General features: G+C 59.8%; 18 protein-coding genes. 10 read left to right on the forward strand and 8 right to left on the reverse strand.

Features of this window, described 5'->3' with window-relative positions; translation table 11 throughout:
* Nucleotides 1-3: 3 nt before the first annotated feature.
* Nucleotides 4-1344: a type II secretion system protein GspD gene (locus B2828_RS12680; RefSeq protein WP_479634121.1), complete on the forward strand. Its 1341-nt coding sequence runs from the start codon at nt 4-6 to the stop codon at nt 1342-1344.
* A gap of 114 nt (nt 1345-1458) precedes the next feature.
* On the opposite strand, the gene B2828_RS12685 is transcribed toward B2828_RS12680, so the two are convergent.
* The 6 genes from B2828_RS12685 to B2828_RS12710 all read right to left on the reverse strand — a co-directional run bounded on the left by B2828_RS12685 (nt 1459) and on the right by B2828_RS12710 (nt 9861).
* Nucleotides 1459-2865 (reverse strand): exopolysaccharide biosynthesis polyprenyl glycosylphosphotransferase, encoded by a 1407-nt coding sequence (locus B2828_RS12685; protein WP_479634122.1) that lies wholly within the window; start codon nt 2863-2865, stop codon nt 1459-1461.
* A gap of 128 nt (nt 2866-2993) precedes the next feature.
* The gene (locus B2828_RS12690) at nt 2994-5324 is read right to left on the reverse strand and encodes an autotransporter family protein (protein WP_479634123.1); all 2331 of its coding nucleotides are present in this window, start codon (nt 5322-5324) and stop codon (nt 2994-2996) included.
* 231 nt (nt 5325-5555) lie between these two features.
* Entirely contained in the window at nt 5556-6848 is a 1293-nt protein-coding gene (gene purB / locus B2828_RS12695; RefSeq protein ID WP_479634124.1) for an adenylosuccinate lyase, read from the reverse strand.
* A gap of 88 nt (nt 6849-6936) precedes the next feature.
* On the reverse strand, nt 6937-8013 hold the full coding sequence (locus B2828_RS12700; protein ID WP_479634125.1) for a TlpA family protein disulfide reductase: 1077 nt from the start codon (nt 8011-8013) through the stop codon (nt 6937-6939).
* A 64-nt stretch (nt 8014-8077) separates the two neighbouring features.
* Entirely contained in the window at nt 8078-9112 is a 1035-nt protein-coding gene (locus B2828_RS12705) for a Gfo/Idh/MocA family protein (protein WP_479634126.1), read from the reverse strand.
* A 23-nt stretch (nt 9113-9135) separates the two neighbouring features.
* On the reverse strand, nt 9136-9861 hold the full coding sequence (locus tag B2828_RS12710) for a ThuA domain-containing protein (protein WP_479634127.1): 726 nt from the start codon (nt 9859-9861) through the stop codon (nt 9136-9138).
* A 128-nt stretch (nt 9862-9989) separates the two neighbouring features.
* Here B2828_RS12710 and B2828_RS12715 point away from each other — a divergent pair, with 128 nt between their 5' ends.
* From B2828_RS12715 to B2828_RS12730, 4 genes are all read left to right on the forward strand, one after another.
* Entirely contained in the window at nt 9990-10856 is an 867-nt protein-coding gene (locus B2828_RS12715; protein WP_479634128.1) for a helix-turn-helix transcriptional regulator, read from the forward strand.
* Between the two features lie 88 nt (nt 10857-10944).
* Entirely contained in the window at nt 10945-11229 is a 285-nt protein-coding gene (gatC, locus tag B2828_RS12720) for an Asp-tRNA(Asn)/Glu-tRNA(Gln) amidotransferase subunit GatC (protein WP_479634129.1), read from the forward strand.
* Nucleotides 11229-12677 (forward strand): Asp-tRNA(Asn)/Glu-tRNA(Gln) amidotransferase subunit GatA, encoded by a 1449-nt coding sequence (gatA, locus tag B2828_RS12725; protein WP_479634130.1) that lies wholly within the window; start codon nt 11229-11231, stop codon nt 12675-12677. Before gatC ends, gatA begins: the two co-directional genes overlap by 1 nt.
* A gap of 37 nt (nt 12678-12714) precedes the next feature.
* Nucleotides 12715-13365, forward strand: coding sequence for a class I SAM-dependent methyltransferase (locus B2828_RS12730; protein WP_479634131.1), 651 nt, complete (start codon nt 12715-12717; stop codon nt 13363-13365).
* Here B2828_RS12730 and B2828_RS12735 read toward each other — a convergent pair.
* Nucleotides 13362-13952: an NUDIX hydrolase gene (locus B2828_RS12735; RefSeq protein WP_479634132.1), complete on the reverse strand. Its 591-nt coding sequence runs from the start codon at nt 13950-13952 to the stop codon at nt 13362-13364. The two genes, B2828_RS12730 and B2828_RS12735, sit on opposite strands and share 4 nt — an antisense overlap.
* Before the next feature lie 90 nt (nt 13953-14042).
* Between B2828_RS12735 and B2828_RS12740 the strand changes: the two genes are divergently transcribed.
* Both B2828_RS12740 and B2828_RS12745 read left to right on the forward strand, forming a co-directional pair.
* Nucleotides 14043-14408, forward strand: coding sequence for a sirohydrochlorin chelatase (locus B2828_RS12740; RefSeq protein ID WP_479634133.1), 366 nt, complete (start codon nt 14043-14045; stop codon nt 14406-14408).
* An 82-nt stretch (nt 14409-14490) separates the two neighbouring features.
* Nucleotides 14491-15108, forward strand: a complete 618-nt coding sequence (locus B2828_RS12745) for a redox-sensing transcriptional repressor Rex (protein ID WP_479634134.1) — start codon at nt 14491-14493, stop codon at nt 15106-15108.
* Here the strand turns inward: B2828_RS12745 and B2828_RS12750 are convergent.
* Nucleotides 15098-16174: a LacI family DNA-binding transcriptional regulator gene (locus tag B2828_RS12750; RefSeq protein ID WP_479634135.1), complete on the reverse strand. Its 1077-nt coding sequence runs from the start codon at nt 16172-16174 to the stop codon at nt 15098-15100. The genes B2828_RS12745 and B2828_RS12750 overlap by 11 nt on opposite strands.
* 102 nt (nt 16175-16276) lie before the next feature.
* On the opposite strand from B2828_RS12750, the gene B2828_RS12755 reads away from it, so the two are divergent.
* The 3 genes from B2828_RS12755 (at nt 16277) to B2828_RS12765 (ending at nt 20656) form a co-directional block, all read left to right on the forward strand.
* Entirely contained in the window at nt 16277-17458 is a 1182-nt protein-coding gene (locus tag B2828_RS12755) for a Gfo/Idh/MocA family protein (protein WP_479634136.1), read from the forward strand.
* Nucleotides 17455-18225, forward strand: coding sequence for a sugar phosphate isomerase/epimerase family protein (locus tag B2828_RS12760; RefSeq protein ID WP_479634137.1), 771 nt, complete (start codon nt 17455-17457; stop codon nt 18223-18225). Before B2828_RS12755 ends, B2828_RS12760 begins: the two co-directional genes overlap by 4 nt.
* Nucleotides 18226-18553: 328 nt before the next feature.
* Nucleotides 18554-20656 (forward strand): hypothetical protein, encoded by a 2103-nt coding sequence (locus B2828_RS12765; protein WP_479634138.1) that lies wholly within the window; start codon nt 18554-18556, stop codon nt 20654-20656.
* Nucleotides 20657-20707: the final 51 nt, after the last annotated feature.

The following is a 20707-nucleotide window of genomic DNA, read 5'->3' on the forward strand; positions in this document are numbered from 1 at the left end:
CCCATGATCTCCAAGCTATCCATCCTCGCACTGGCCTGCGGCATCGGGCTCGCCTCCCTCGCCGACGCAGCCACCCCGAGTTCCTCCTCCTCATCATCGCGCAACAGCTCCTCGCGAAGCACCTCCTCCTCCACCTCCTCGCGTTCTGGCGGCACCAGTTCTGGCAGCGGCAGCAGCTCCACCGGGGCGCGTAACTACAAGAGCAACACGCTCATGGAAGACGCGCTCATTCAAGTGGACGCCGAGACCCGCTCCGTCGTCGTGATCACCGACCCCAAGACGCATGACGCCATTGCCAAGGTGATCGAAAGCCTCGACCACCCGCGCCCCCAAGTGCTCATCAAAGTCGTCTTCGTAGAAGTGGAGCTCGACAAAGGCCTCGATGCCGGGCTCGAAGGCAGCTACACCTTCAGCGCCTCGCGCAGCGGCACCGTCGGCTCACTCTTCGGCATGGCCAGCGCGGTTTCCAGCGCCGATCCGGGGATCTTCGGCACCATCACCTCCAGCAACTGGTCGGCCACGCTCCACGCGCTAGCCACCTGCGGCAAAGCCAAGGTCCTCTCCCGCCCGTCGATCATGGCCCGCAACAACCAGGAAGCCGTCATCGTCGTCGGCAAAGAGGTCCCCATCGTGACCAACAGCGAAGTCACCGACGGCGGCAACACCATTAACACCATCAGCTACCAGGACGTCGGCATCATCCTGCGCGTCACCCCCTTTATCACAGGCAACAAAAGCGTGGAAATGATCGTGGCTCCGGAAATCTCCGAGCTCTCGGGCTCCAGCGTCACGCTCTCCACCAGCGCCGCCGCGCCCATCATCAACAAGCGCTCGGCGGAAACGGTCGTGGTGACGCCCAACGCGCAAACCATCGTCATCGGCGGCCTAATGCAAAAGGACGTCTCCTCGACCACCAAGAAAGTGCCGCTCCTGGGCGACATCCCGGGCCTGGGCTGGGCCTTCCGGTATACCTCGAAATCGGAGTCCAAAAGCGAGCTGCTCATCTTCCTGACGCCCTACATCGTCGGCAGCGACGAATCGCTCGACCGCCTCACCGTCAACGAAGCCAACCGCGCCACCCTGACCCGCCAGATGGTCACGCCCGAGGAGGCTCGTAACGAACTCGACACGCTCCGGCTGATCCCACAAGTAGAACCGCCGCTGCCCACCTCGACCGTCATCCCGACTCCCACCTCCAGGATCACCGATCGCCCCCCGGCCACAACGCCCAAAGCGCCCCCCGCGCCCGCAGTCAAACCCGCGACAGCGCCCAAAGCCACGCCCACGCCCAAGTCGGTATCCAGAAAAGCCAGCCCAACCCCCACGCCGACACCCATGAAATAACCCTCAGAGAGACTGGGATGGCTAGAAACAACCGCCGCGCCTCGTTGCCGTATACCCCTCCAGCACGCGGGAGCGCAAGCCACACTCTGGAGCGCGGCCGCCCTCAAGCCCCGCTTACCAAGCGTGCTTGGAGGGCACAAAAACCTTCAGCACCGTGCGGCAGATAATCTCCACATCGAGCAACAGCGACCAGTTTTCCAGGTAATCCAAGTCGCTGCGCACTCGCTGGATCACATCCTGGTCGCTCTGCACCTCACCGCGCAGGTCGCGCACCTGGGCCAAGCCGGTAATGCCCGGCTTGATGAACGTGCGCACACCGTAGGAAATCATCTTTTGGCGAAAAATCTCGTCGTGCTGGCGCAGATGCGGCCGCGGCCCCACCACGCTCATCTCCCCCCGAAGCACATTGATGAATTGCGGCATCTCATCAAGGCTCATCCGGCGCAGCCACTGGCCCGCCGTGTAAATTCGCGCATCTCCCGCCTGCGCCTGCAACGCCTCGTCCGGGTTGTCCGTGTGCATCGTGCGGAATTTGTAGAGAAGGAAGTCCTCCCCCTGCCGCCCGGTGCGGAGTTGTTTAAAAAAGAGCGGCCCTGGCGACTGAAAGCGCTGAAAAAGCCACACCACCCCGCCCAGCACCGGCAAAACCAGCGCCACCACCAGCAGGGACATCCCCACGTCAACCGCCCTTTTAAGAAGGCGATTAAACGGGTTCTCCAACGGCTCGCGGTGAAAGCTGATGAAGTGAATCCCATCCTCCTCGGTCATGGTAATGCGCCGCCCGAGCATCAGCTCATAGTCGTTGGCCAGCACCAACCGCACGCCCAGGCGTTGACAGACGTTGGCCAGGTGATTGACCACCACCGGAGAATGCGGCACATCCACCGCGATGACCTGGTTGGCCTGGACCCGGCGAATGTGGTCCTCCAGCTTGGCGATGGAGCCCAGGTGCGGGATGTCGCCGATGCGCTCCGAAGGCGAGCCATCGGTCACCGCCCCCACCAGCTTGACGCCGTAGAGCACTTTGCCCGAGAGCCATTCGGTAATCCGCTCCACCCCCCGGCGGGAACCGAGCAGGATCGTCTTTTGCACATAGTTGCCCGAGAAAACGAACCGGGCCAGGAGGGGCGGGAAAACAAAGTTCGTCACCAGGATGACGACGAAGAGAATCGGGATAAACGCAAAGAGGAATTCGCGCGACATCTCCTGGTGCTTAAACGCAACGAGCGAGAAGAAGAGCAGCAGGATGACCGTGACCGTCTGCCGCACGGTGATCCCGAAATTCACCGGGAATTTCAGGTTCAGGAAATCGGTCGTGTACATCGACGTTCGCAGGTAGTCCAGCACCAACCCCGCCCCCACCAGGATGCCGTAGTAGAAGAAAAACAGCGGCGTTCCGACCAACTGACGGCTGGGAATCTGCTCGTAAATGAAAAGCCAGACCCAGAACACCGTTGCGGCTGTGATTGCCTGGAGAGCGCAATGCAAAGCTTGAATCCCGCGCGAACGGTACAGAATCATGTCATCATTTTAGCGTATATCGCTGTCGGACAAAGTCTTTTCGAACAAAAAAAATCCGGCCGACGATTCTCTCGTCGGCCGGATCATTGGCGCTAATTACGTATAGTTAAACAGTCGTCTTCAGTCGGCTAGAAATTGAATTTCAAACCACCTTTGAAGATCTGCTCGGTGTAGCGGGTGCCGACTTCGGCGTCGTAATCCGCAAACACCGTGAGCGTATCCTGGCAGGTGGCGTTGAGGCCGATCCCCAGAATGGCGCGGTCCCGTTCGGGGTCCGTCGTGCGCACCGCAAACGAGCTAAGGCCAGAACCGGCGAGCTGAGCGACGATGGCGCGGTCGTTGTTGGCGAATTCATGCTGCCAGGCCGCGCGCACTTCCGAGGCCGCTCTCCAGTTTTTGGAGAGGTCCTTCTTCAGCTCGACGCGCAGGCCCAGCCGCGAGCGGAGCGAATCAAGCGCCTGGTCGTTGATGTTCAGGTTCGCCGCGCTCGCCTGGCTTTCGTTGAAGCCGTCCACGCCCAGGTGAACGTACTGCACTCCGGCGAACGGTCCGACGCTGATGTTCTTGGTCACCGGCTGGTCGTAGCCGCCGTCGAGGTTCACGGTAACTTGCGAACCCGTCGTGTGGCCGCTGGCTTTCTCAGAGTAGGTGCCGATGTCGATCACCCGGCCGCTGTCGTAGATGTTGTGGGTATAGGCCGCCAAGCCGTTGCCGTAGAAATTGCCCTCGTGGTAGCCGCCGTAGAGACCAGCGCTGTAGGCATCCACGTCAGCCGTGCTCCCCTCTCGGTCGAGCTGGGCATCGGTGCGCGCATAGCCGAGCAGGAGGCCCGTGGTCCAGGCGTCCGTCAGCTTGACGTCGACACCGCCGATGACGCCGGAATTCGAGTACTTGCTGTTCTGGAGGTCATCCGTGTCATTCAGGCTCGCATGGCCAACGTTGCCGCTCAGGAAGGCGCTCCAGCGTTTGTCAGGGGCCTGGGTCACGACTTCCTTGCTCTCCTTGGCTGCCACGATGGGCAGGCCGTTGCTGCCCATGCCGAGCTTGCTCTGCACACTGCCGTAGCTGACGGCGAGCGCGCTGGTGTCGATCCCCTCGCTGCCGAAGCGCACGTTGTTAAGGCGCTGGTCGATCTGCCCGACGAGCAGGCTCGCGTTGGAAAGCGCGATGTCGCCGTAAATCTGGTAGCGCTGGGGCGAGAGTTGATCCAGTCCGCGCGGGACGTTGCCGCTTTGGTCAAGGGCGTTGAGGAGGCTCAGCAGGTTGCCGGTCGGGTTGACCGTGAAGCTGTCGAGGTTCGCGCCGACGGCTTTCTGGTTTGGCGTCTGGGCCTGCTCCGCATAGGAAGAGGTCGTGACGTTGACGATGAGCGGATCATACGTATAGGTGACGCCGCGGAAGGTGAAGGTACCGCTCGTGGCCGTTCCGGAGAGCGCCTCAATCGCGCTCAGTTGCGAGACGAGGTTCGCCTTGGCCGCCGCGTTGACGCCGGTGAAGGAAAGGTTCAGGACGTTGTTGCTGCCGCTGGCGGCGATGAGGCCGGTGACGCTAGAGTGGCCGCCGAGGTTGATGGTGTTGTTGCTGCCATCGACGATCGCGATCGCGTACCCACCGGTCCCGGAATTGATGACGCCAAGGTTTGTAATGACGTTACCGCTGGCCGTCCCGCCGCTGCCGCTGACATAGACGCCATACGAGAGAGACCCGGAGGTAATGATCGTGCCTTCATTGACGAAGGTGTTGCCCGTGGCGTTGCCGGAATTTTTCCCATCAAACGCAACTCCCTTGGCAACGTAGCTGCCTGAAGTCACCGTAATGGTCCCCTGGTTGATCACCGTGTTGTAGCTGCTGTCGCCAATACTGTATCCGCCGAACAGAATGCCGGTATTCTCATGGCTGTTTTCACTGCCAACCGTGATGTTGCCATAGTTGAGGACGGTATTGTAGTTGGCGCTCGTTGCCATGCTGGAGGTGAATCCGACGCCGATCAATGCGTAGGAAGAACCCGTAACAACGATGTTCCCGTAGTTCTCGACCCAATTATAATAGGCGTCCCCGTTATTGGAACAGTTGAAGAGGATGCCGACGGAATATTCGTAACGGCTGGAACTGGGAATGATGGCTCCGTAATTGATGACGGTGTTCGAGTTCGTCTGGCCGCCGTTTTGAGCGTTGAAAACAATGCCGACGTTCCCCAAATATCCTGATCCCGTTCCGCTGTAAATAATGCCGGTGTTAATGACCGTATTCGAATCACTAATCGTCGCGCCGGTCCCGGTAAAGCGCAATCCGTAAGCGGTGGTGCCCGTGAGGGAACCCACGATACCGTCGGTTAATACGATATTACCTGATCCTGTGTATTCCTGGACGGCCCCGGCCGAGGCGTAATACGCTTGGCTCATCGAAGCGAGGGAAAACAGACTGATAGCCGTGGCTATGGAGGTTTTGAGGATATTCATGGGTTTGGTTTGTTGTTTATTTCTGCGACCGAGAGTGGACGTGAGAAGATTTCATGAGAACGCCGTACCGGCGATTTGCTATCCTGAGTTACTGAATGTGGTTTTTAATGTGTTCGATACATCGGAGCAAGCGAAATCTCCAATAAGAACCACTAATCAATTAAAATTCACCAATAAAAAAACCCGTTCCAAATTCATGGAACGGGTTTTGGAAAAAACGGAAGGGTTGGGCTACAAACCGAGCTTCCGGAAGGTCTCGTCGACGTGGGCGAAGTGGATGTCGAGCGAGCAGAATTCGTCGATTTCCTCCGGCGTCAGCTTGGCCATGATCTCGGATTCCTCCTTGAGGTTTTCTTTCAGGGATTGGCTGCCCTGCCAGGTCTTCATGGCGGCGCGCTGGACGGCTTCATACGCGGTCTTGCGCTCGATGCCGCGGGAGGTCAGCTTGAGCAGGATGGTCTGCGAGAAGTAGAGGCCTTTGGTGATCTCCATGTTGCGCTGCATGTGCTCGGGGTAGACGATGAGGCGGTCGACGAGCTTGGTGGTCGTCTGGAGCATGTAGTTGAGGAGGATCGTCGAATCGGGCATGATGACGCGCTCAACGCTAGAGTGGGAGATGTCGCGTTCGTGCCAGAGGGCGACGTTTTCGAGGGCTGCCAGGGCGTTGCCGCGCAGGATGCGGGCGAGGCCGCTCAGTTTCTCCCCTGTGATGGGGTTGCGCTTGTGAGGCATGGCGGAGCTGCCTTTCTGCCCAGGCGAGAAGTATTCCTCGACTTCGAGCACTTCGGTGCGCTGGAGGTGGCGGAACTCGGTGGCCCAGCGGTCGATGCTGGAGGCGATCAAGGCCAGGGTCTGCTGGAACTCGGCGTGGCGGTCGCGCTGCACGACCTGGGTGGCCAGGGTTGCAGCTTTGAGGCCCAGCTTGTGGCAGACCTGCTCTTCGACGCGCGGATCGAGGTGGGCGTGGGTGCCGACGGCTCCGGAGAGCTTGCCGACGCGGATGCGCTCACGGGTCTGCTTGAGGCGCTCGATGGCGCGGCCAAATTCGTCGTACATGAGGGCCATCTTGAGGCCGAAGGTGATCGGCTCGGCGTGGATGCCATGGGAGCGGCCGATCATGGGGGTGAGCTTGTACTCACGCGCCTTCTTGGCGATGGCGGTGCGCAGGGCCTCGAGGTCTTCGAGCAGCATCCCGGCGGCTTCGTTCATCTGGACGGCCAGCGTGGTGTCCAGCACGTCGGAGGAGGTCATGCCCTGGTGAATCCACCGGGAGGCGGGCCCGACGTAGCTGGCGACGTTTTCCAGGAAGGCGATGACGTCGTGGTTGGTGCGCTTTTCGATTTCCTGGATTTTATCCAGCTCGAAGCGGGCCTTTTCGCGGATGGTCCGGGCGTCCTCTTTCGGGATCACGCCGATCTCCGCCTGGGCTTCGGCGGCGAGGATCTCGATTTCGAGCCAGATTTCGTACTTGTGCTGCTCGTCCCAGAGGGCGCGCATCTTTGGAAGGGTATAACGGTCGATCACGCGCGGTAGGATAAAGATGCCGCCGCTTCAGAAAAGGAAAAATTCCGCGAACCGCAAAAAGGCGGGGCCCCCGAGCGAACCCCGGCGGCTATTCTGCCAGCAGTTTTTCGACCGCTTCCTCCAGCCCTTCCCCTGCTTCGGTGCTGACCAGGAGGCCTTTTTTGTTGATCAGCCACATGGCCGGGATGGTCTCGATGCCGTATTTCGAGCTGATCTCGTTTTCCCACCCTTTGCCGTCGAAATACTGGGGCCAGGTCATCCCTTTTTCCTTGGTGACTCTCAGCATGGCCGCTTTGTTCTGGTCCAGCGAGATGCCTACGATCTCAAAGCCCTTGGCGTGCAGTTTCTTGTACGCTGCGACGACGTTGGGCACCTCTGCCATGCACGGCCCGCACCAGGTGGCCCAGAAGTCCAGGAGCACGACTTTGCCCCGGAGCTTGGCGAGATCCACCGGGGAGCCATCGACGGCGGTGAACTTCAGCTCGAAGGGTTTGCCGCGAAGCTGCACGAGGCGTAGCTCGGATTTTGCGGCCTCGGCGACCTGCCCGTTGCCGCTCTGGGCCGCCTCGTTCAGGAGCGCTTCGGCTTTGGTGGGGGCCGTGGCGGCCAGGTTTTTCGCCAGGGTCAGCTTGAGAAGATCCACGTCGCCCCGGGTGTCTTTGGGGTAGTCTTTGCAGAAGGCGGCGACCTCGCCCTGGAGCTTCTCATCCGCGCCGGAGCGCAACCGGTTGATCAGGAGGAAAAAGCGCGCCCGGCGGCGGAGGGCGTCGGAGGAGCTTTTTTTCGCCAGGACCTCTCCGCAGACGGTTTCGATGGACTTGAGGTCGGGGGCGGCTCCAGTGATGCTCGCGACGGGGCCATTTTCGATTTCAACTTTGCTCAACCGGGCCTCGATGCAGCGAGGGTCCTGAGGAAACCGGGCAACGAAGTGATCCAGAGCGGCCTTTACCTGGTTTAGGAACGCAATAACGTCCGCTTTGTTTTGGATCTGCTTTTCCGGTTTGATCTGGTTGATGTAGGTCCAAAGCTCGTCGGCGGTTTTAAACCGGGCGAGATTGCCAGCCGGGCTCACCGCCTCGGCGGGGCTGGGAGCGTTTTGAGCACCGAGGGAGGCCGTGGCAAAAGCCAGGGCAAGAGCCACGCAGACCGAAGAGTATGGTTTCATAGGAAAGGGTCGCCGGGAGTATGTATACCCCTTCACTCCCGGGCGGAAAAGCCTTTACTGAGGATCACCCGATCTTCACTGGCGCGCCGGTTCTGGCGCTTTCGTAGATGGCGTCCAGGATCTGCATCACGGTGAGCCCCTCCTCGCCGGTGGCCATGTGGGGCTTGCCGCTGACGATGCTCTCCACGAAGTGATAGTAGGAGCTCTCCACCTTCGGGACGGGCGGGTGCAGCTTCATGTCAAACAGGCATCCCTCGCGCTCCAGGTAAATCTCCGCCTCGGCGTCGTACCCCTCGTCCACGTTGTGCTGCGAGAGGCCGCCCAGAGTGCCAAAAAGGGCGGTTTCCATGTGCTCCCGTTTCTTCTGGTTGGAGGCCCAGGAGGCTTCGACCATTAAAAGCGCGCCGTTCTCAAAGCGGATCGACGCGGCGGCCAAGTCCTCGACGTCAAAGGTCTTGCCCTCGGCCTTGGCTTGGGCGGTGGCAATGGGGTTGAAGGTCGCCCCGAGGACCCAGAGCGGCTTCGGGTAGCCCATGAGCCAGAGCGCGAGGTCCAGCCGGTGAACGCCCAGGTCGATGAGCGGCCCGCCGCCAGAGAGCGCCTTGGTGCCAAACCAACCTCCGAACCCAGGCATCCCGCGCCGCCGGTGCCAGACGGTCCGGCCAAAATAGACGTCGCCGATCAGCCCGGCCTGTTTTCTGAGCGCCTGGCTGGCTTCGCTAAAGCGGTAGGAGAAGTTGATCATGATCCGCCGCTGGGCCTTGTGGGCGGCCTCAAGCATCTCCCCCGCCTCGGTGGCGTTGAGCGCCATCGGTTTTTCGCACAGGACATGGCAACCGTGCTTGAATGCCTCCAGCGCGAGCGGGTTGTGGAATTTGTTCGGCGTGCAGATGCTCACCACGTCGAGCTTCTCTTTTTCCAGCATTTCCTCGGCGGAGAGGTAGCGCTTTTCTATCCCGAACTCCTGGCCCACTTCGTCCAGGCGCTTTTCATCCTTATCTGAAATTGCAGACACCTCCGCCGCTGGGTGCGTCAAGTAACCCTTGATATGAGCCTTGCCCATCCCGAGACCGATCACCCCAATTCGCAGTTTTTTCATGGCTATTTTAGGAGATTCAAGGGTTAGCGGGAGGGTTCGACCGGCTCGACCATCGGGCAGGCATCCACGATGCGCACCGTGGGGCGGGCCCAGCGGGCGGCGTTGAGGAGGATGCGCTGGATCTGCGGATCGTGAAAGACTGGGTAGGTTTCGTGCCCGGGGCTGAAGTAGAAGATCTTCCCGTGGCCGCGCTGCCAGGTACAGCCGCTGCGGAAGACCTCGCCGCCGGAGTACCAGGAAATAAAGATGAGCTTTTCCGGCTCGGGAATATCAAAGCGTTCTCCGTACATTTCGTGGCGCGGAATCTCCAGATAGCGCCCAATGCCCTCGGTGATGGGGTGCCCGGGCTGCAAATTCCAGAGGCGCTCCTTGTCGTCGTTTTCACGCCAGGAGAGCGAGCAATTTGTCCCCATCAGGCGGCGGAAGATTTTCGAGAAGTGCCCCGAGTGGAGCACGATGAGCCCCATGCCTTCGAGCACGCGCTTTTGCACCCGCTCGACCACGGTGTCGCTGACCTCACCGTGGGCCATGTGACCCCACCAGAAAAGGACGTCGGTCTGGTCGAGGACTGCCTCCGTGAGACCGTGCTCCGGCTCGTCGAGCGTGGCCGTGCGCGCCTCGATATCCGGGTTGCGGTTAAGGGCCTCGGCAATGGCGCCGTGGATGCCCCCTGGGTAGATGGCTTGGACTTTTCCGTTCTGTTTCTCGTGCCGGAATTCATTCCACACGGTAACTTTGGTGGTATTCATGTTTGGGTGGGGTGCTTCTTTAAAATCGAGCGATGGCCCGATCAACGAGGGCATTAAACGCCCGGTGGCCTCGCAAAATCCATCAGGAATCCTTGGACAAAACACGCAAACTATAGGACTTTTCCCGAGTGCCCCACACGATCCAAGACCCTGCCACCGAAACCGATCTGCGCACGCTGATCGAAGGCGTGCTCACGGACTGGCTGCCTCGCCTGGAGCAAGTGCGCGTGCGCATCCCTGCGCTCCATGGGCTTTACCGCCTGGTGGATCAAATGCACTTTCACCTGCGCACCGAGATTTTCGTCCAGCTCTCGGGAAAAACCTCCTTCAAGTTTCCCGAGGAACACTTCGAGGTGGGCCCAGGTGAAATCTGCATCGTGCCCCGGGGGATGCCCCACTTCGAACGCACCCGATCCTGGAAGGGGCCGTTCCGCAATCTCGTTTTCATCAGCAACGGACGCCACCTGGATGTTCACCTGGCCCGGCCTGCCGACGAAACCCGCGCCCGGCCCTCCATCATCGTCGGGACCGACATAGCAGCCACCCCCACCCTTTCCGCTCTACCGGAGGAACTGCCGGAGCACAATCCCCAGGCCCGCGCCTGCCTGCTTGGCGCCTATTTCACCCTGGTCCTGGCCCAGATGGAAGGCTGGACGCCCCCCGCCGAACCGGAGCCCTACAAGGTCATCCACGCCCGGCAGCTCGTCTCCGAGCAGCTCTCCAACCCGGCCCTCTCCGTGGCCGAGCTCGCCCGGCAAGTCCAGTGCAGCGCCGACTACCTCTCCCAGATCTTCCGCAAAGCCACGGGCCTCCCCCTCTCGGCCTACATTAACGAGAACCGGCTCCAGCGCGCCCGGGAATTACTGGAGCTCTCCCTGCTGAACATCGCCGAGGTCAGCCAAGCCGCGGGCTTCGCCGATCCAGCCTACTTTAGCCGGATCTTCCGCCGCTGGCAGGGCATCACGCCCCGGGAATACCGGGAAGCCCATCGGTAAAACACCCTGAGAAAGCACGGATTTCCGCACCCGAAACCAAAATAATTCTTTCGACTTTCCCCGGTTCCTGATTTTCTTCCTTTTCCTTATGAGTGCCGAATTTGATGTGCGTTACACCGCAGGCCTGGCCCGGCTGCATTTGAGCGATGAGGAAATCGCCAAATTCCAGGCGCAGCTCTCCCAGGTCCTGGAATACGTCGATAAACTCAACACCGTCGACGTCTCCAGCGTGGAGCCGACCGCCCATGCCAACCCGGTCTTCAACGTCGTCCGGGAGGACGCCCCCCGCGACTGGTTCACGCCCGCCGAAGCCCTCGCCAATGCCCCCCGCCAGGCCGCCGGACTCTTCGCCGTACCCAAAGTCATCGAATAATGTTACCTTTCCTCTCCGTCTCCGAACTCCAGGCCCAGCTCCGGTCCAAAGCCGTCTCGCCCCTGGAGGCACTCGAAGCCCTCGAAGCCCGCATCGCCGCCGTCGATCCCTCCGTGGCCGGGTACTTGAACCGGGATTTCGCCGCCGCCGCCGAAGCCGCCAAAACCGCCGATGTCACCCTGCCCCTGGGCGGCGTCCCCATCGCCATCAAAGACGTCATCAACGTCAAAGGCCAGCCGTGCACCTGCGCTTCCAAGATTTTGGAGGGCTTCATCTCCCCCTACGACGCCACCGTCATCTCCCGCCTGAAAGCCGCCGGAGCCATCCCCTTTGGCCGCACCAACATGGACGAATTCGCCATGGGCTCCTCCACGGAGAACTCGGCCTACGGCGTAACGCATAACCCGTGGGACCTTTCCCGCATCCCGGGTGGTTCCAGCGGCGGCTCGGCAGCCGTCGTGGCCGCCGACGAAGCCTTTGCAGCCCTCGGCAGCGACACCGGCGGCTCGATCCGCCAACCGGCCGCCCTCTGCGGCTGCGTCGGCCTGAAGCCCAGCTACGGACGCGTCTCGCGCTTCGGGCTCGTAGCCTTCGCCTCCTCGCTCGACCAGATCGGCCCCTTCACCAAGACCGTGCGCGACAGCGCGCTGCTCTTGAACGCCATCTCCGGTCACGACTCCCTGGACTCCACCTCCCTTAAAGAGCCCGTGCCGGACTTCACGGCCCAGCTCGGCCAGGACCTCAAGGGCATCAAGCTCGGCCTGCCGAAAGAATACTTCATCCCCGGCACCGATCCGCAAGTCGACGCCGCCGTGCGCAAAGCCATCGCGCAGTACGAGGCACTCGGAGCGGAAATCGTCGAGATCTCCCTGCCTCACACCGACTACGCCGTAGGAGTCTACTATATCATCGCCACAGCCGAGGCCTCGGCAAACCTCGCCCGCTTCGACGGCATCCGCTACGGCCACCGCGCGGCCGAGGCAGCCAACCTCCTCGACCACTACGGCAAAACGCGCGAAGAAGGCTTCGGGCCGGAGGTCAAACGCCGCATCATCCTGGGCACCTACGTCCTGAGCAGCGGGTATTACGATGCCTACTACCTACGCGCGCAGAAAGTACGCACGCTGATCCGCCAAGACTTCACCAACGCTTTCGAAAAAGTCGACGCCATCATTTGTCCAACTTCGCCCGAACCCGCCTTTAAAATTGGCGACCGTAGCGACGATCCGCTGCGAATGTATCTGGCCGACATTTTCACCATTGCGGTGAATCTTGCCGGGGTTTGCGGCGTAAGCCTGCCCTGCGGATTCGCCCAGGTGGATCAGCGTTCGCTTCCGGTGGGGCTGCAGCTCATTGGAAAACCGTTCCAGGAGTCCGAGTTGCTTAAAATCGCCCACGCTTACGAACAAAGTACCGAGTGGCATAAAGCCCGGCCCACGATCGGGTAGCGGACCACAGACCCTTTTTTTCCCAAAAATTCAACCTATGAGCGCCGCAATTCTATTTAAGCGATTTCTGGCAAGACCCTTCCAAGTCGCTTACATCTTCCCCAGTTCCCAAACCCTCGTCCGAAAGGTTGCCTCCAAATGCGATTTCTCGCAGCCGCGCATCATCGTCGAACTCGGGCCGGGAGAAGGGGTCCACACCCGCGAAATTCTGCGCCGGATGAAGCCCGGTTCGCGGCTTTTCTTAATCGAGATCGACCCGGTCCTGGCCGAACATCTCAAAAAAGAGTTCGCAGGTGAGCCGAGCATCGAAGTCATCAACACCGATGCGGCCCTTCTGAAGGAAGAACTCAAAAAACGGGGCATCGAGCACTGCGATTACGTCATCTCGGGCATCCCCTTCTCGATGTTCGACATCCCGACCAAGCGGCGGATCTTGAGCGCCGTCTACGACTCGCTCGCCCCGACCCCGCTCGCGGCGTTTGTCATCTACCAGTGCACCCACGAGCTCAAGCGCCACGCGACCATGTTCCCGAGGGTCCACTCCGAGTACTGCCTGCAAAACCTGCCGCCGCTCTTCGTAACGGTCTACCACAAACAGGCCCTCAACGGCCACAAAGTGGAAACCGCTCCGTGCTGCTGTAAAGCCTCCGCCCACTCCCACGCCAGCGGAGTCAACGGGGTCGGTTAAAACAACAGTTCATCCAGCATCGCCAGGCTCATCCCCCAGAAGGCGCGCCCGCCCAGCGGGTAGCAGGCCATGATGTGCCTGGGATCGCGCGGGTGAGGCATGGTCTTCCGGTTCGCCTTGTCGGCAAAGTAGGCCAGCGGCACCCAGCAAGCCTTGGCCACCTCGTCCGCGTTTTCTTGGAACGGGACCGACTCCCGCAGTTCGTAGACAAACGGGAAAATGCTCAAAGGGAGCCGTTCGTTCAGCGAACGGGCCCGGATCTCCGAGAGCGCCCCCAGGCGGCGGGCACATCGGTCGAGCGAAATGCCCAGCTCCTCCTCAGTTTCGCGCACGGCCGCCCGCTCCGGGGATAAATCGGTCAGCTCCAGCCGCCCGCCGGGGAACCCCAGGTGCCCGGACCACGGGTCCTTCGGCTGATCCGCCCGCCGGATGATGAGCAATTCCGCGTTTTCGCGCAAAATCAGCGCCACAGCGGCGTGTTTTAGGGACGAGGAATCGGCCAGGCGGGTTGCCGCGTAGCGGGAAAGTTTCTGGCGGATTCGTTCAAGTGACGGTGCGGGACGGGTTGAAGAAAGTAGCGTGGCCATGGCATCCTAGTTTTTACGATTTCATAAAAAGTATCGGATCGCCACCTGTTTGTTCGCGCTTGGGCCCTTTCCCATCCATACTCCCTCTACATGAACCCGGAAACCGCCCTCGTCCTGATGCCCCACGGCAGCCGCAACCTGGAATGGATCGAACCGTTTGAAAAACTCGCCAGGACGCTCAACGCCGAGCTGGGGGCCGTCTACCTGGCATACATGGAGATCAACCCGCCGACCTTGATGGAAGTGGCCCGCGCCATCATGGCGACCCCCATCCGCCGCTACCGTCTCCTGCCGATGTTCTTCGCCAAGGGTTCGCATTTCTTTGTGGATATTCCCAAGCAAATGGAACAAGTCCGGGCCGCTTTTCCGGAATTGGAGGGGGAACTGCTCGACCCCGTGGGGCTCCATCCCCTCTTTACCGACCTGGTGCGCCAGGTGGCTGGGGAAAACCATTAGAAATTTTAATATAAATCGGTCTGGGATTGACGCGGACGGTAGTTGCGCTATTTTCAGCGCACTTTTCACAAACCGCAAGCCAATGCCGAAACTGGAAATTCCCCGCAAAGCCGTCTACCGGCTTTCGCTCTATTACCGGGCGCTCCAGCGTCTCAAGTCCAACGCCGTCGAGACGGTATCGTCTGCCGCTCTCTCGAAGGCCGCGGGGGTCAAGCCCACCCAGCTTCGCAAGGACCTCGCCTACTTTGGCCAGCTCGGCACGCGGGGCTTGGGCTACAGCGTCGCCCACCTGACCAAAACGCTCATGGAAGCCCTCGGCACCGCGCGACTCCAGCCGGTGGTCTTGATTGGCGTGGGGCACATGGGCTCGGCGCTGGCCCGCTACCGGGGCTTCGGCAAGGAGGGGTTTGAAATCGTGGCCGGGTTTGACTCCGATATGGAGCGCGACCGCTCGGACCTGGGCATCCCGGTGCTGCCGATGGGCGAGCTGGGGGCCTATATCAAAGAGCGGCAGATCAAGCTGGCCATCCTGACGGTCCCTGCGACGGTGGCCCAGGAAGTGACCAATGAACTGGTCAGCGGAGGCATCCAGGCGATCCTGAATTTCTCCCCGACGATCCTCCAGGCTCCCGACGGCGTGGTGGTCAACAACGTCGACCTGGCCATCGAGCTTGAGAACCTGAGCTATTTCATTCGATAAGCGCGACGCCGGGCCTCGCCGGGCCGGTCGATTCGCGAACCACGAGCCGCGTGGCGACGGGGGGCGGCGTTGGAGCCGCCTGAGCGTTGCGGATCTGGCTTAAAAGGCATTCGGTCGCCTGGCGCACGAGTTCGTCAGGCTGGGCGTCAATGCTGGTTAGGCGCGGCAGCATGTAGGCGCAGACCTCCATGTTATCGTAGCCCACGAGCGAAAGATCCTCCGGCACCCGCACCCCCAGGGCGCGCAGGCCGTCAATCAAACCGATAGCCACCCGGTCGTTGAGCGCCAGAACCGCCGTGCGCCCCCCCTCCTCCCGAGCTTTTTCCCATACCGCCCCGGCCATCTCAAAGCCCTGGCCAAACGCGGAATCAATCTGCGCCGGAAGCGGCAGCTTGCAGATATTCCGTTCGGCGTCCCAGCCCCGGGCCTGGTAGGCCGCGGCAATCCCGGCAAGGCGCGACGAGGTGTAGAACCCGGCGTGCTCCAGGCCGAGCGCGATCACGCGGCGGTGCCCCAGCTCGAAAAGATGTTCCACCGCCTCACGCGTCCCGATCGAGCGATCCACCGAGACGCTCCCCTTGGCAAGAGGCACCACGGGGTCAACGGAAATGAGCGGAATGCCGGAGTCGTGAACCGCGCGGACCGGTCCGCTGCGGCTGGAAAGGCGCGAGGCGAACAGGATGACGCCCGCCGCATGGAGCGTCCGGAAGCGGTTGAGCGTCTCGGCCTCCTCGTTAAGGTCGCCATTGGTCACGCCCATCATCACGTGGCAGCCCTCGGCAGTGAGCGACTGGCGCAGGAACTCCAGCTTTTGCGCGAGGTGGAGCCGCTCGATTTCCGGGATGCAGACGCCGATGATGTTCGTTTTCCCCTTGCGCAGACCGCTGGCGAGCGGGTTCGGGGCGAAGCCAAGTTCGCGCATTGCGTCCTTGACGCGCCGAACCGTCGCGGGAGAGACTCCCTCGTGTCCGTTGAGAACACGTGAAATCGTCCACCGGGAAAGCTGAAGCCGCCGGGCAAGGTCAGAGGTCGATTCGATCGACCCGATGTTTTTCGTTGACTTCATCGACTTGAACACCCTACACGTGTAGGGACATCCAATGCAAGCCTTACTCGTCGAAGCCCTCTGTTTTCCGGCTTCCTTCGTCTCTTCCTTCAAGCCTTCATTATGAATTTAGTTCGATTCGGTATCGCCGGCCTCGGCAACATGGGCGCCATCCATGCCCATTCGCTTCTCAAGGGCGAAGTGCCCCGGGCCCGGCTGGCCGCGGTCGCCGATCCCGCAGCCGACCTCTCCCCCTACGGCGACGCCAAGCGCTTTACCTCAACGGAAGCGCTGATTTCCTCCGGCGAAATCGACGCGCTGCTCATCGTCACGCCCCATTTTCTGCACACGCCTATCGGCATCGAAGCCTTGAAAGCCGGGCTCCATGTCCTGGTGGAAAAGCCGATCTCCGTTCACAAGGCCGACGCCGAAGCACTCATCGCCGCCCATACGAACCCGAAGCAGGTCTTTGGCGCGATGTTCAACCAGCGCACCGATCCCCATTTCATCAAGCTGCGGAACTGGATCCGCTCAGGCGAGCTGGGGAAAATCCACCGCATGAGCTGGACCGTCACCTCGTGGTTCCGCACCGAGGCTTACTACAACTCCGGCGGCTGGCGCGCCACGTGGTCCGGCGAAGGCGGCGGCGTGCTCTTGAACCAGTGCCCGCACAATCTCGACCTCTGGCAATGGCTCTTTGGGATGCCGAGCGCCGTGCAGGCCCACTGCGAGTTCGGCCGCTTCCACGACATCGAGGTGGAGGACAGCGTGACGGCGTTCCTGGAATACCCGGAAGGCGTCACCGGCACGTTCATCACCTCGACGGGCGAGGCCCCGGGCGTGAACCGCTTGGAAATCGCCGCCGAACGGGGGCTCGTCGTGCTGGATTCCGGTCGGCTAACCTGGAACCGCACGGAGGTCCCGGTGAGCGAATTCTCCAAAACCAGCCCCTCGCGTTACGCCACACCGCCGGTCTGGAACATCGATGTGCCGATCAGCGGTCATGGCGAGCAGCACATCGGCGTGCTCAAGAATTTCGTCGCCGCCGTGCTCGACAGCGCTCCGCTCATCGCCCCGGCGGCGGAAGGGCTCCGGTCCATCGAGCTGGCCAACGCCATGCTGATGTCCTCCTTCCTGAAACGCTCCATCGACCTGCCGCTCGACGCCGCGGCCTACAAAGAGCAGCTTCGGCAAAAAATCGCCCAATCCCGGGGAGCCGAAAAGCTCGCCCGCATCCCACTAAGTACCCCGGCCGTGAACGAAGCCGGGTGTTCCTACACCGTTCACCCATCCTACCTGACATGAAAATCGAACAAGTCGCCCTACAACTCTACACCCTCCGCGACTTCTGCAAGACGGCGGCCGATTACGCCGCCACGCTGAAGAAGGTTCGCGCCATCGGCTACCCGGCCATCCAAATCAGCGGTGTCGGCCCGATCCCGGCTGCCGAACTCCGTTCCATCGCCGAAGCCGAGGGGCTCGTCATCTGCGCCACGCACGAACCGGCCACCACGATCCTCGAAGATCCGGCCGCCATTGTGGAACGCCTCGAAGCGCTCGGCACCAAGTACACCGCCTACCCGTTCCCGGCCGGGATTGATTTCTCTGACCCGGCCCAGCTCGACACCCTCATCACCAAGCTCGACGCCGCGGGCGCCGTGCTCCACAAGGCGGGCAAGGTGCTCTGCTACCACAACCACGCCCACGAGTTCTTCCGCGTCGGCAACAAGACGCTGCTGGAGCGGATCTACGCCGAGACGAAGCCGGAGAACCTGCAAGGCGAGCCGGACACCTTCTGGGTGCAGGCGGGCGGCGGGAACCCGGTGGAATGGGTCACGCGCCTTACGGGGCGTCTGCCGCTGCTGCACTTGAAGGACTACGCGGTGGACCACACCGGCAACAAGTTTTTCGCGGAAATCGGCTACGGCAATCTCGACTTCAAGGCGATCATCGCCGCCGCCGAAGCCGCCGGGACGGAATGGTATATCGTCGAGCAGGACAGCACGCCGGGCGATCCGTTCGACTCCATTAAGAAGAGCTTTGATTACATCAAGGCCAATCTGGTTAAGTAATACTAGATCATTCATCCAAGGCACGAGGCGGTTCACTCCGCTTCGTGCCTTTTTTTATTACTACGAACGGGCTCTAATACCATTTCTACAGTCAAAAGACAGAATCCGCAGATTGCGCAAATGACCTTGGGAAAATTGGCATAGAGTTGCGTTTCGGATAGAATTTCTAGACTTTCATCGACAATTTCCGGCAAATTTTCTCATATTTAGTATGGATCCTCTATTGCCTAATCTGGTATCCTTATCCACGAGACGTTATCTGGAATGATTCGTTCGCACGAACGGGTGCAATCTGCGAAGAACGGACTTTCGCCTTAGAAACCAGCATATGAAAGCAAATACATTCACAGCAGTCATTGGAATAATCTGCTTGGTGCCTCTTTGCGCCTTTGGGCAAAGCACCTCGGGAACTTACAATTCGTTGCTCGTTACCGGCACGGCAACAGTCTCTGAACTCACTGTTGCCAGCATTCCAGACTTTCAGAGCAACGCGCTCTACTTTGGTACTTCTGGAACTCAGTCGGCACTTAGTTTGATTTACAACGATGGCACCGTTCCTAGCTTTACCCTTACAGCGACGCGCCCATCTTCATGGAATTGGCAACGCATGGTTTCGGGTGCCGCAGTCAATGCGATGCAACTCGACGCAGCCAACAGATTAATCTTAACAGGTACTGATAGCGTTAATCCCCCTCAGATCGTAATCGATCCGGCCAACGGTGTGATGATTAATGGGAACAGCCTTCTGACACAAATAGCGGCAGATTCGCAATATCTCTCCGCTGCTGCACTTTCGGCGCCAACTGGGAGTTTGGGGATTGGAATATCCTCTTCACCCACGGACAAGCTCGTCGTGGCGGGAAATTTGAACATTGTTTCAGGATCTTCGTCCGCGCTGTTTGCCAGTGCATCGAATGGAAACGTGGGCATCGGAACTTCAAGTCCATCAGCAAAGCTCGATGTAAATGGAAACTTGAATGCTGGGGACAGGGTTAATCTTGGCTTCTCTGCACCAGGAACCACCTTTCACTGTGGGAACTTAGGAGCCATGCTTCGCCCCTCATCCGGCGACCGTGCGATACTAGAGCTCCACTCTCCATCAAACAATGCAAAAGGGGTTATACAAGCTGTCGACAATCATGGGTTATTCATCCAAAGCTTAACATCACAGCCGACCATATTCGACCAAAATTACGGCGGCTCTTATGTGCAAATCGCTGGGTCCTCGGTAAATAAAGGTCTTAGGTTTTCAAGCGTATGCGCTGGGTCCAATGATGTTGGCTTAGGACGAGCCTCTGCGGGGGTACTTCAAGTCACTGATGGAAACACCGGGCAAGGGACATTGATTGCCGGAACGATTGGCATTGGAACAAACTCTCCATCAACGGCTCTGGATGTGAAGGGAGACATTTCCGCATCCGGAATGCTAATCGAGAAGAAGGCGGTGTTCAGCCCAGCTTCCGTGGGATGGTACCGAATTCATGCCGGGGGATGGTTTTCCGCAGGTACAGTGAAAATTATTTGCAACTATAACAACCGTGTCAGCGATATCGAATTGCAATATTCGATATGGGGGTACGGAATCGGTGGAAGCATACAGCAGACAAGGGGAACACGTTATACTTATGTTGACCAAGCGCGGATTAGCAGTGATGGATCTGACACTGTATACTTGGACATACATGTTTCCAGCGCAGCTAGTAACGGCGAATTAATAACGATCTATGGATACGGCCCTCAATTGGGTGGCCTTGTTGCAAATCCAGGAATCGTCGCCGACGCAGGCTCCTCAAGCGTAAAGGTGTTGCCATTAAGTATGGGGTTTGGTACAACGGATACGATCACGGCTTCCGGGACACTGGCGCTATCTGGTAGCGGCGCCCTTACACTTCCTGATGGAACGGTGATAGCGAGCAGCAATTCTCTCCGAAACGTAATGTCCTCGGGGACGGCATCAACGATTTCTGGCTCCATTTCAGCCAACCAAATTACCGGACTTTCTCCAGTTGCTATCACCGGAAATTATCGTTCGCTGATCGATGCACCCACAATCGTTTCAGCTTTTAACAACGATATAGGGTACGTTACGGCGAGTGGTACCGTTGCCTTTTCTCAGAATAGTGGAACAGCATCTTCGTTAAGCGGAATCATTCCGATGTCTCAGATTCAGGGCAATCTCGACTATTCACGTATTGCAAACCTGCCTGCAAATCTCGCGGCGATCGCAAACAGTGGAACTGCCAGCAACGTAGCGTTGTCAGGAACAACAAATATTGTAGGGACAACAAGACTGAGCGGAGGAGTCATGGTTACAGGAACTTATGATAACGTCTCCAATACCGTCATCGCGACGGGTAGTAATCAAATACTGATCCCGCAGCAAGGCGATCTTTCGATGGGGACGTTCACTGCTGGCGCACAGCCACAATAGTATAAATTTACAATCGAACGAAAGACAAGGCTCCGTCTTTTTAGGGTTATC

It is taken from the genome of Spartobacteria bacterium UBA695, from assembly GCA_002298145.1.
GTDB lineage: Bacteria > Verrucomicrobiota > Verrucomicrobiia > Chthoniobacterales > Chthoniobacteraceae > UBA695.

Coding starts and splice junctions, on each gene's coding strand:
- B2828_RS12680 (WP_479634121.1), top strand. CDS start 4: ATGATCTCCAAGCTATCCATCCTCGCACTGGCCTGCGGCATCGGGCTC.
- B2828_RS12685 (WP_479634122.1), bottom strand. CDS start 2,865: ATGATTCTGTACCGTTCGCGCGGGATTCAAGCTTTGCATTGCGCTCTC.
- B2828_RS12690 (WP_479634123.1), bottom strand. CDS start 5,324: ATGAATATCCTCAAAACCTCCATAGCCACGGCTATCAGTCTGTTTTCC.
- B2828_RS12700 (WP_479634125.1), bottom strand. CDS start 8,013: ATGAAACCATACTCTTCGGTCTGCGTGGCTCTTGCCCTGGCTTTTGCC.
- B2828_RS12705 (WP_479634126.1), bottom strand. CDS start 9,112: ATGAAAAAACTGCGAATTGGGGTGATCGGTCTCGGGATGGGCAAGGCT.
- B2828_RS12710 (WP_479634127.1), bottom strand. CDS start 9,861: ATGAATACCACCAAAGTTACCGTGTGGAATGAATTCCGGCACGAGAAA.
- gatC (WP_479634129.1), top strand. CDS start 10,945: ATGAGTGCCGAATTTGATGTGCGTTACACCGCAGGCCTGGCCCGGCTG.
- gatA (WP_479634130.1), top strand. CDS start 11,229: ATGTTACCTTTCCTCTCCGTCTCCGAACTCCAGGCCCAGCTCCGGTCC.
- B2828_RS12730 (WP_479634131.1), top strand. CDS start 12,715: ATGAGCGCCGCAATTCTATTTAAGCGATTTCTGGCAAGACCCTTCCAA.
- B2828_RS12735 (WP_479634132.1), bottom strand. CDS start 13,952: ATGGCCACGCTACTTTCTTCAACCCGTCCCGCACCGTCACTTGAACGA.
- B2828_RS12740 (WP_479634133.1), top strand. CDS start 14,043: ATGAACCCGGAAACCGCCCTCGTCCTGATGCCCCACGGCAGCCGCAAC.
- B2828_RS12745 (WP_479634134.1), top strand. CDS start 14,491: ATGCCGAAACTGGAAATTCCCCGCAAAGCCGTCTACCGGCTTTCGCTC.
- B2828_RS12750 (WP_479634135.1), bottom strand. CDS start 16,174: ATGAAGTCAACGAAAAACATCGGGTCGATCGAATCGACCTCTGACCTT.
- B2828_RS12755 (WP_479634136.1), top strand. CDS start 16,277: ATGAATTTAGTTCGATTCGGTATCGCCGGCCTCGGCAACATGGGCGCC.
- B2828_RS12760 (WP_479634137.1), top strand. CDS start 17,455: ATGAAAATCGAACAAGTCGCCCTACAACTCTACACCCTCCGCGACTTC.
- B2828_RS12765 (WP_479634138.1), top strand. CDS start 18,554: ATGAAAGCAAATACATTCACAGCAGTCATTGGAATAATCTGCTTGGTG.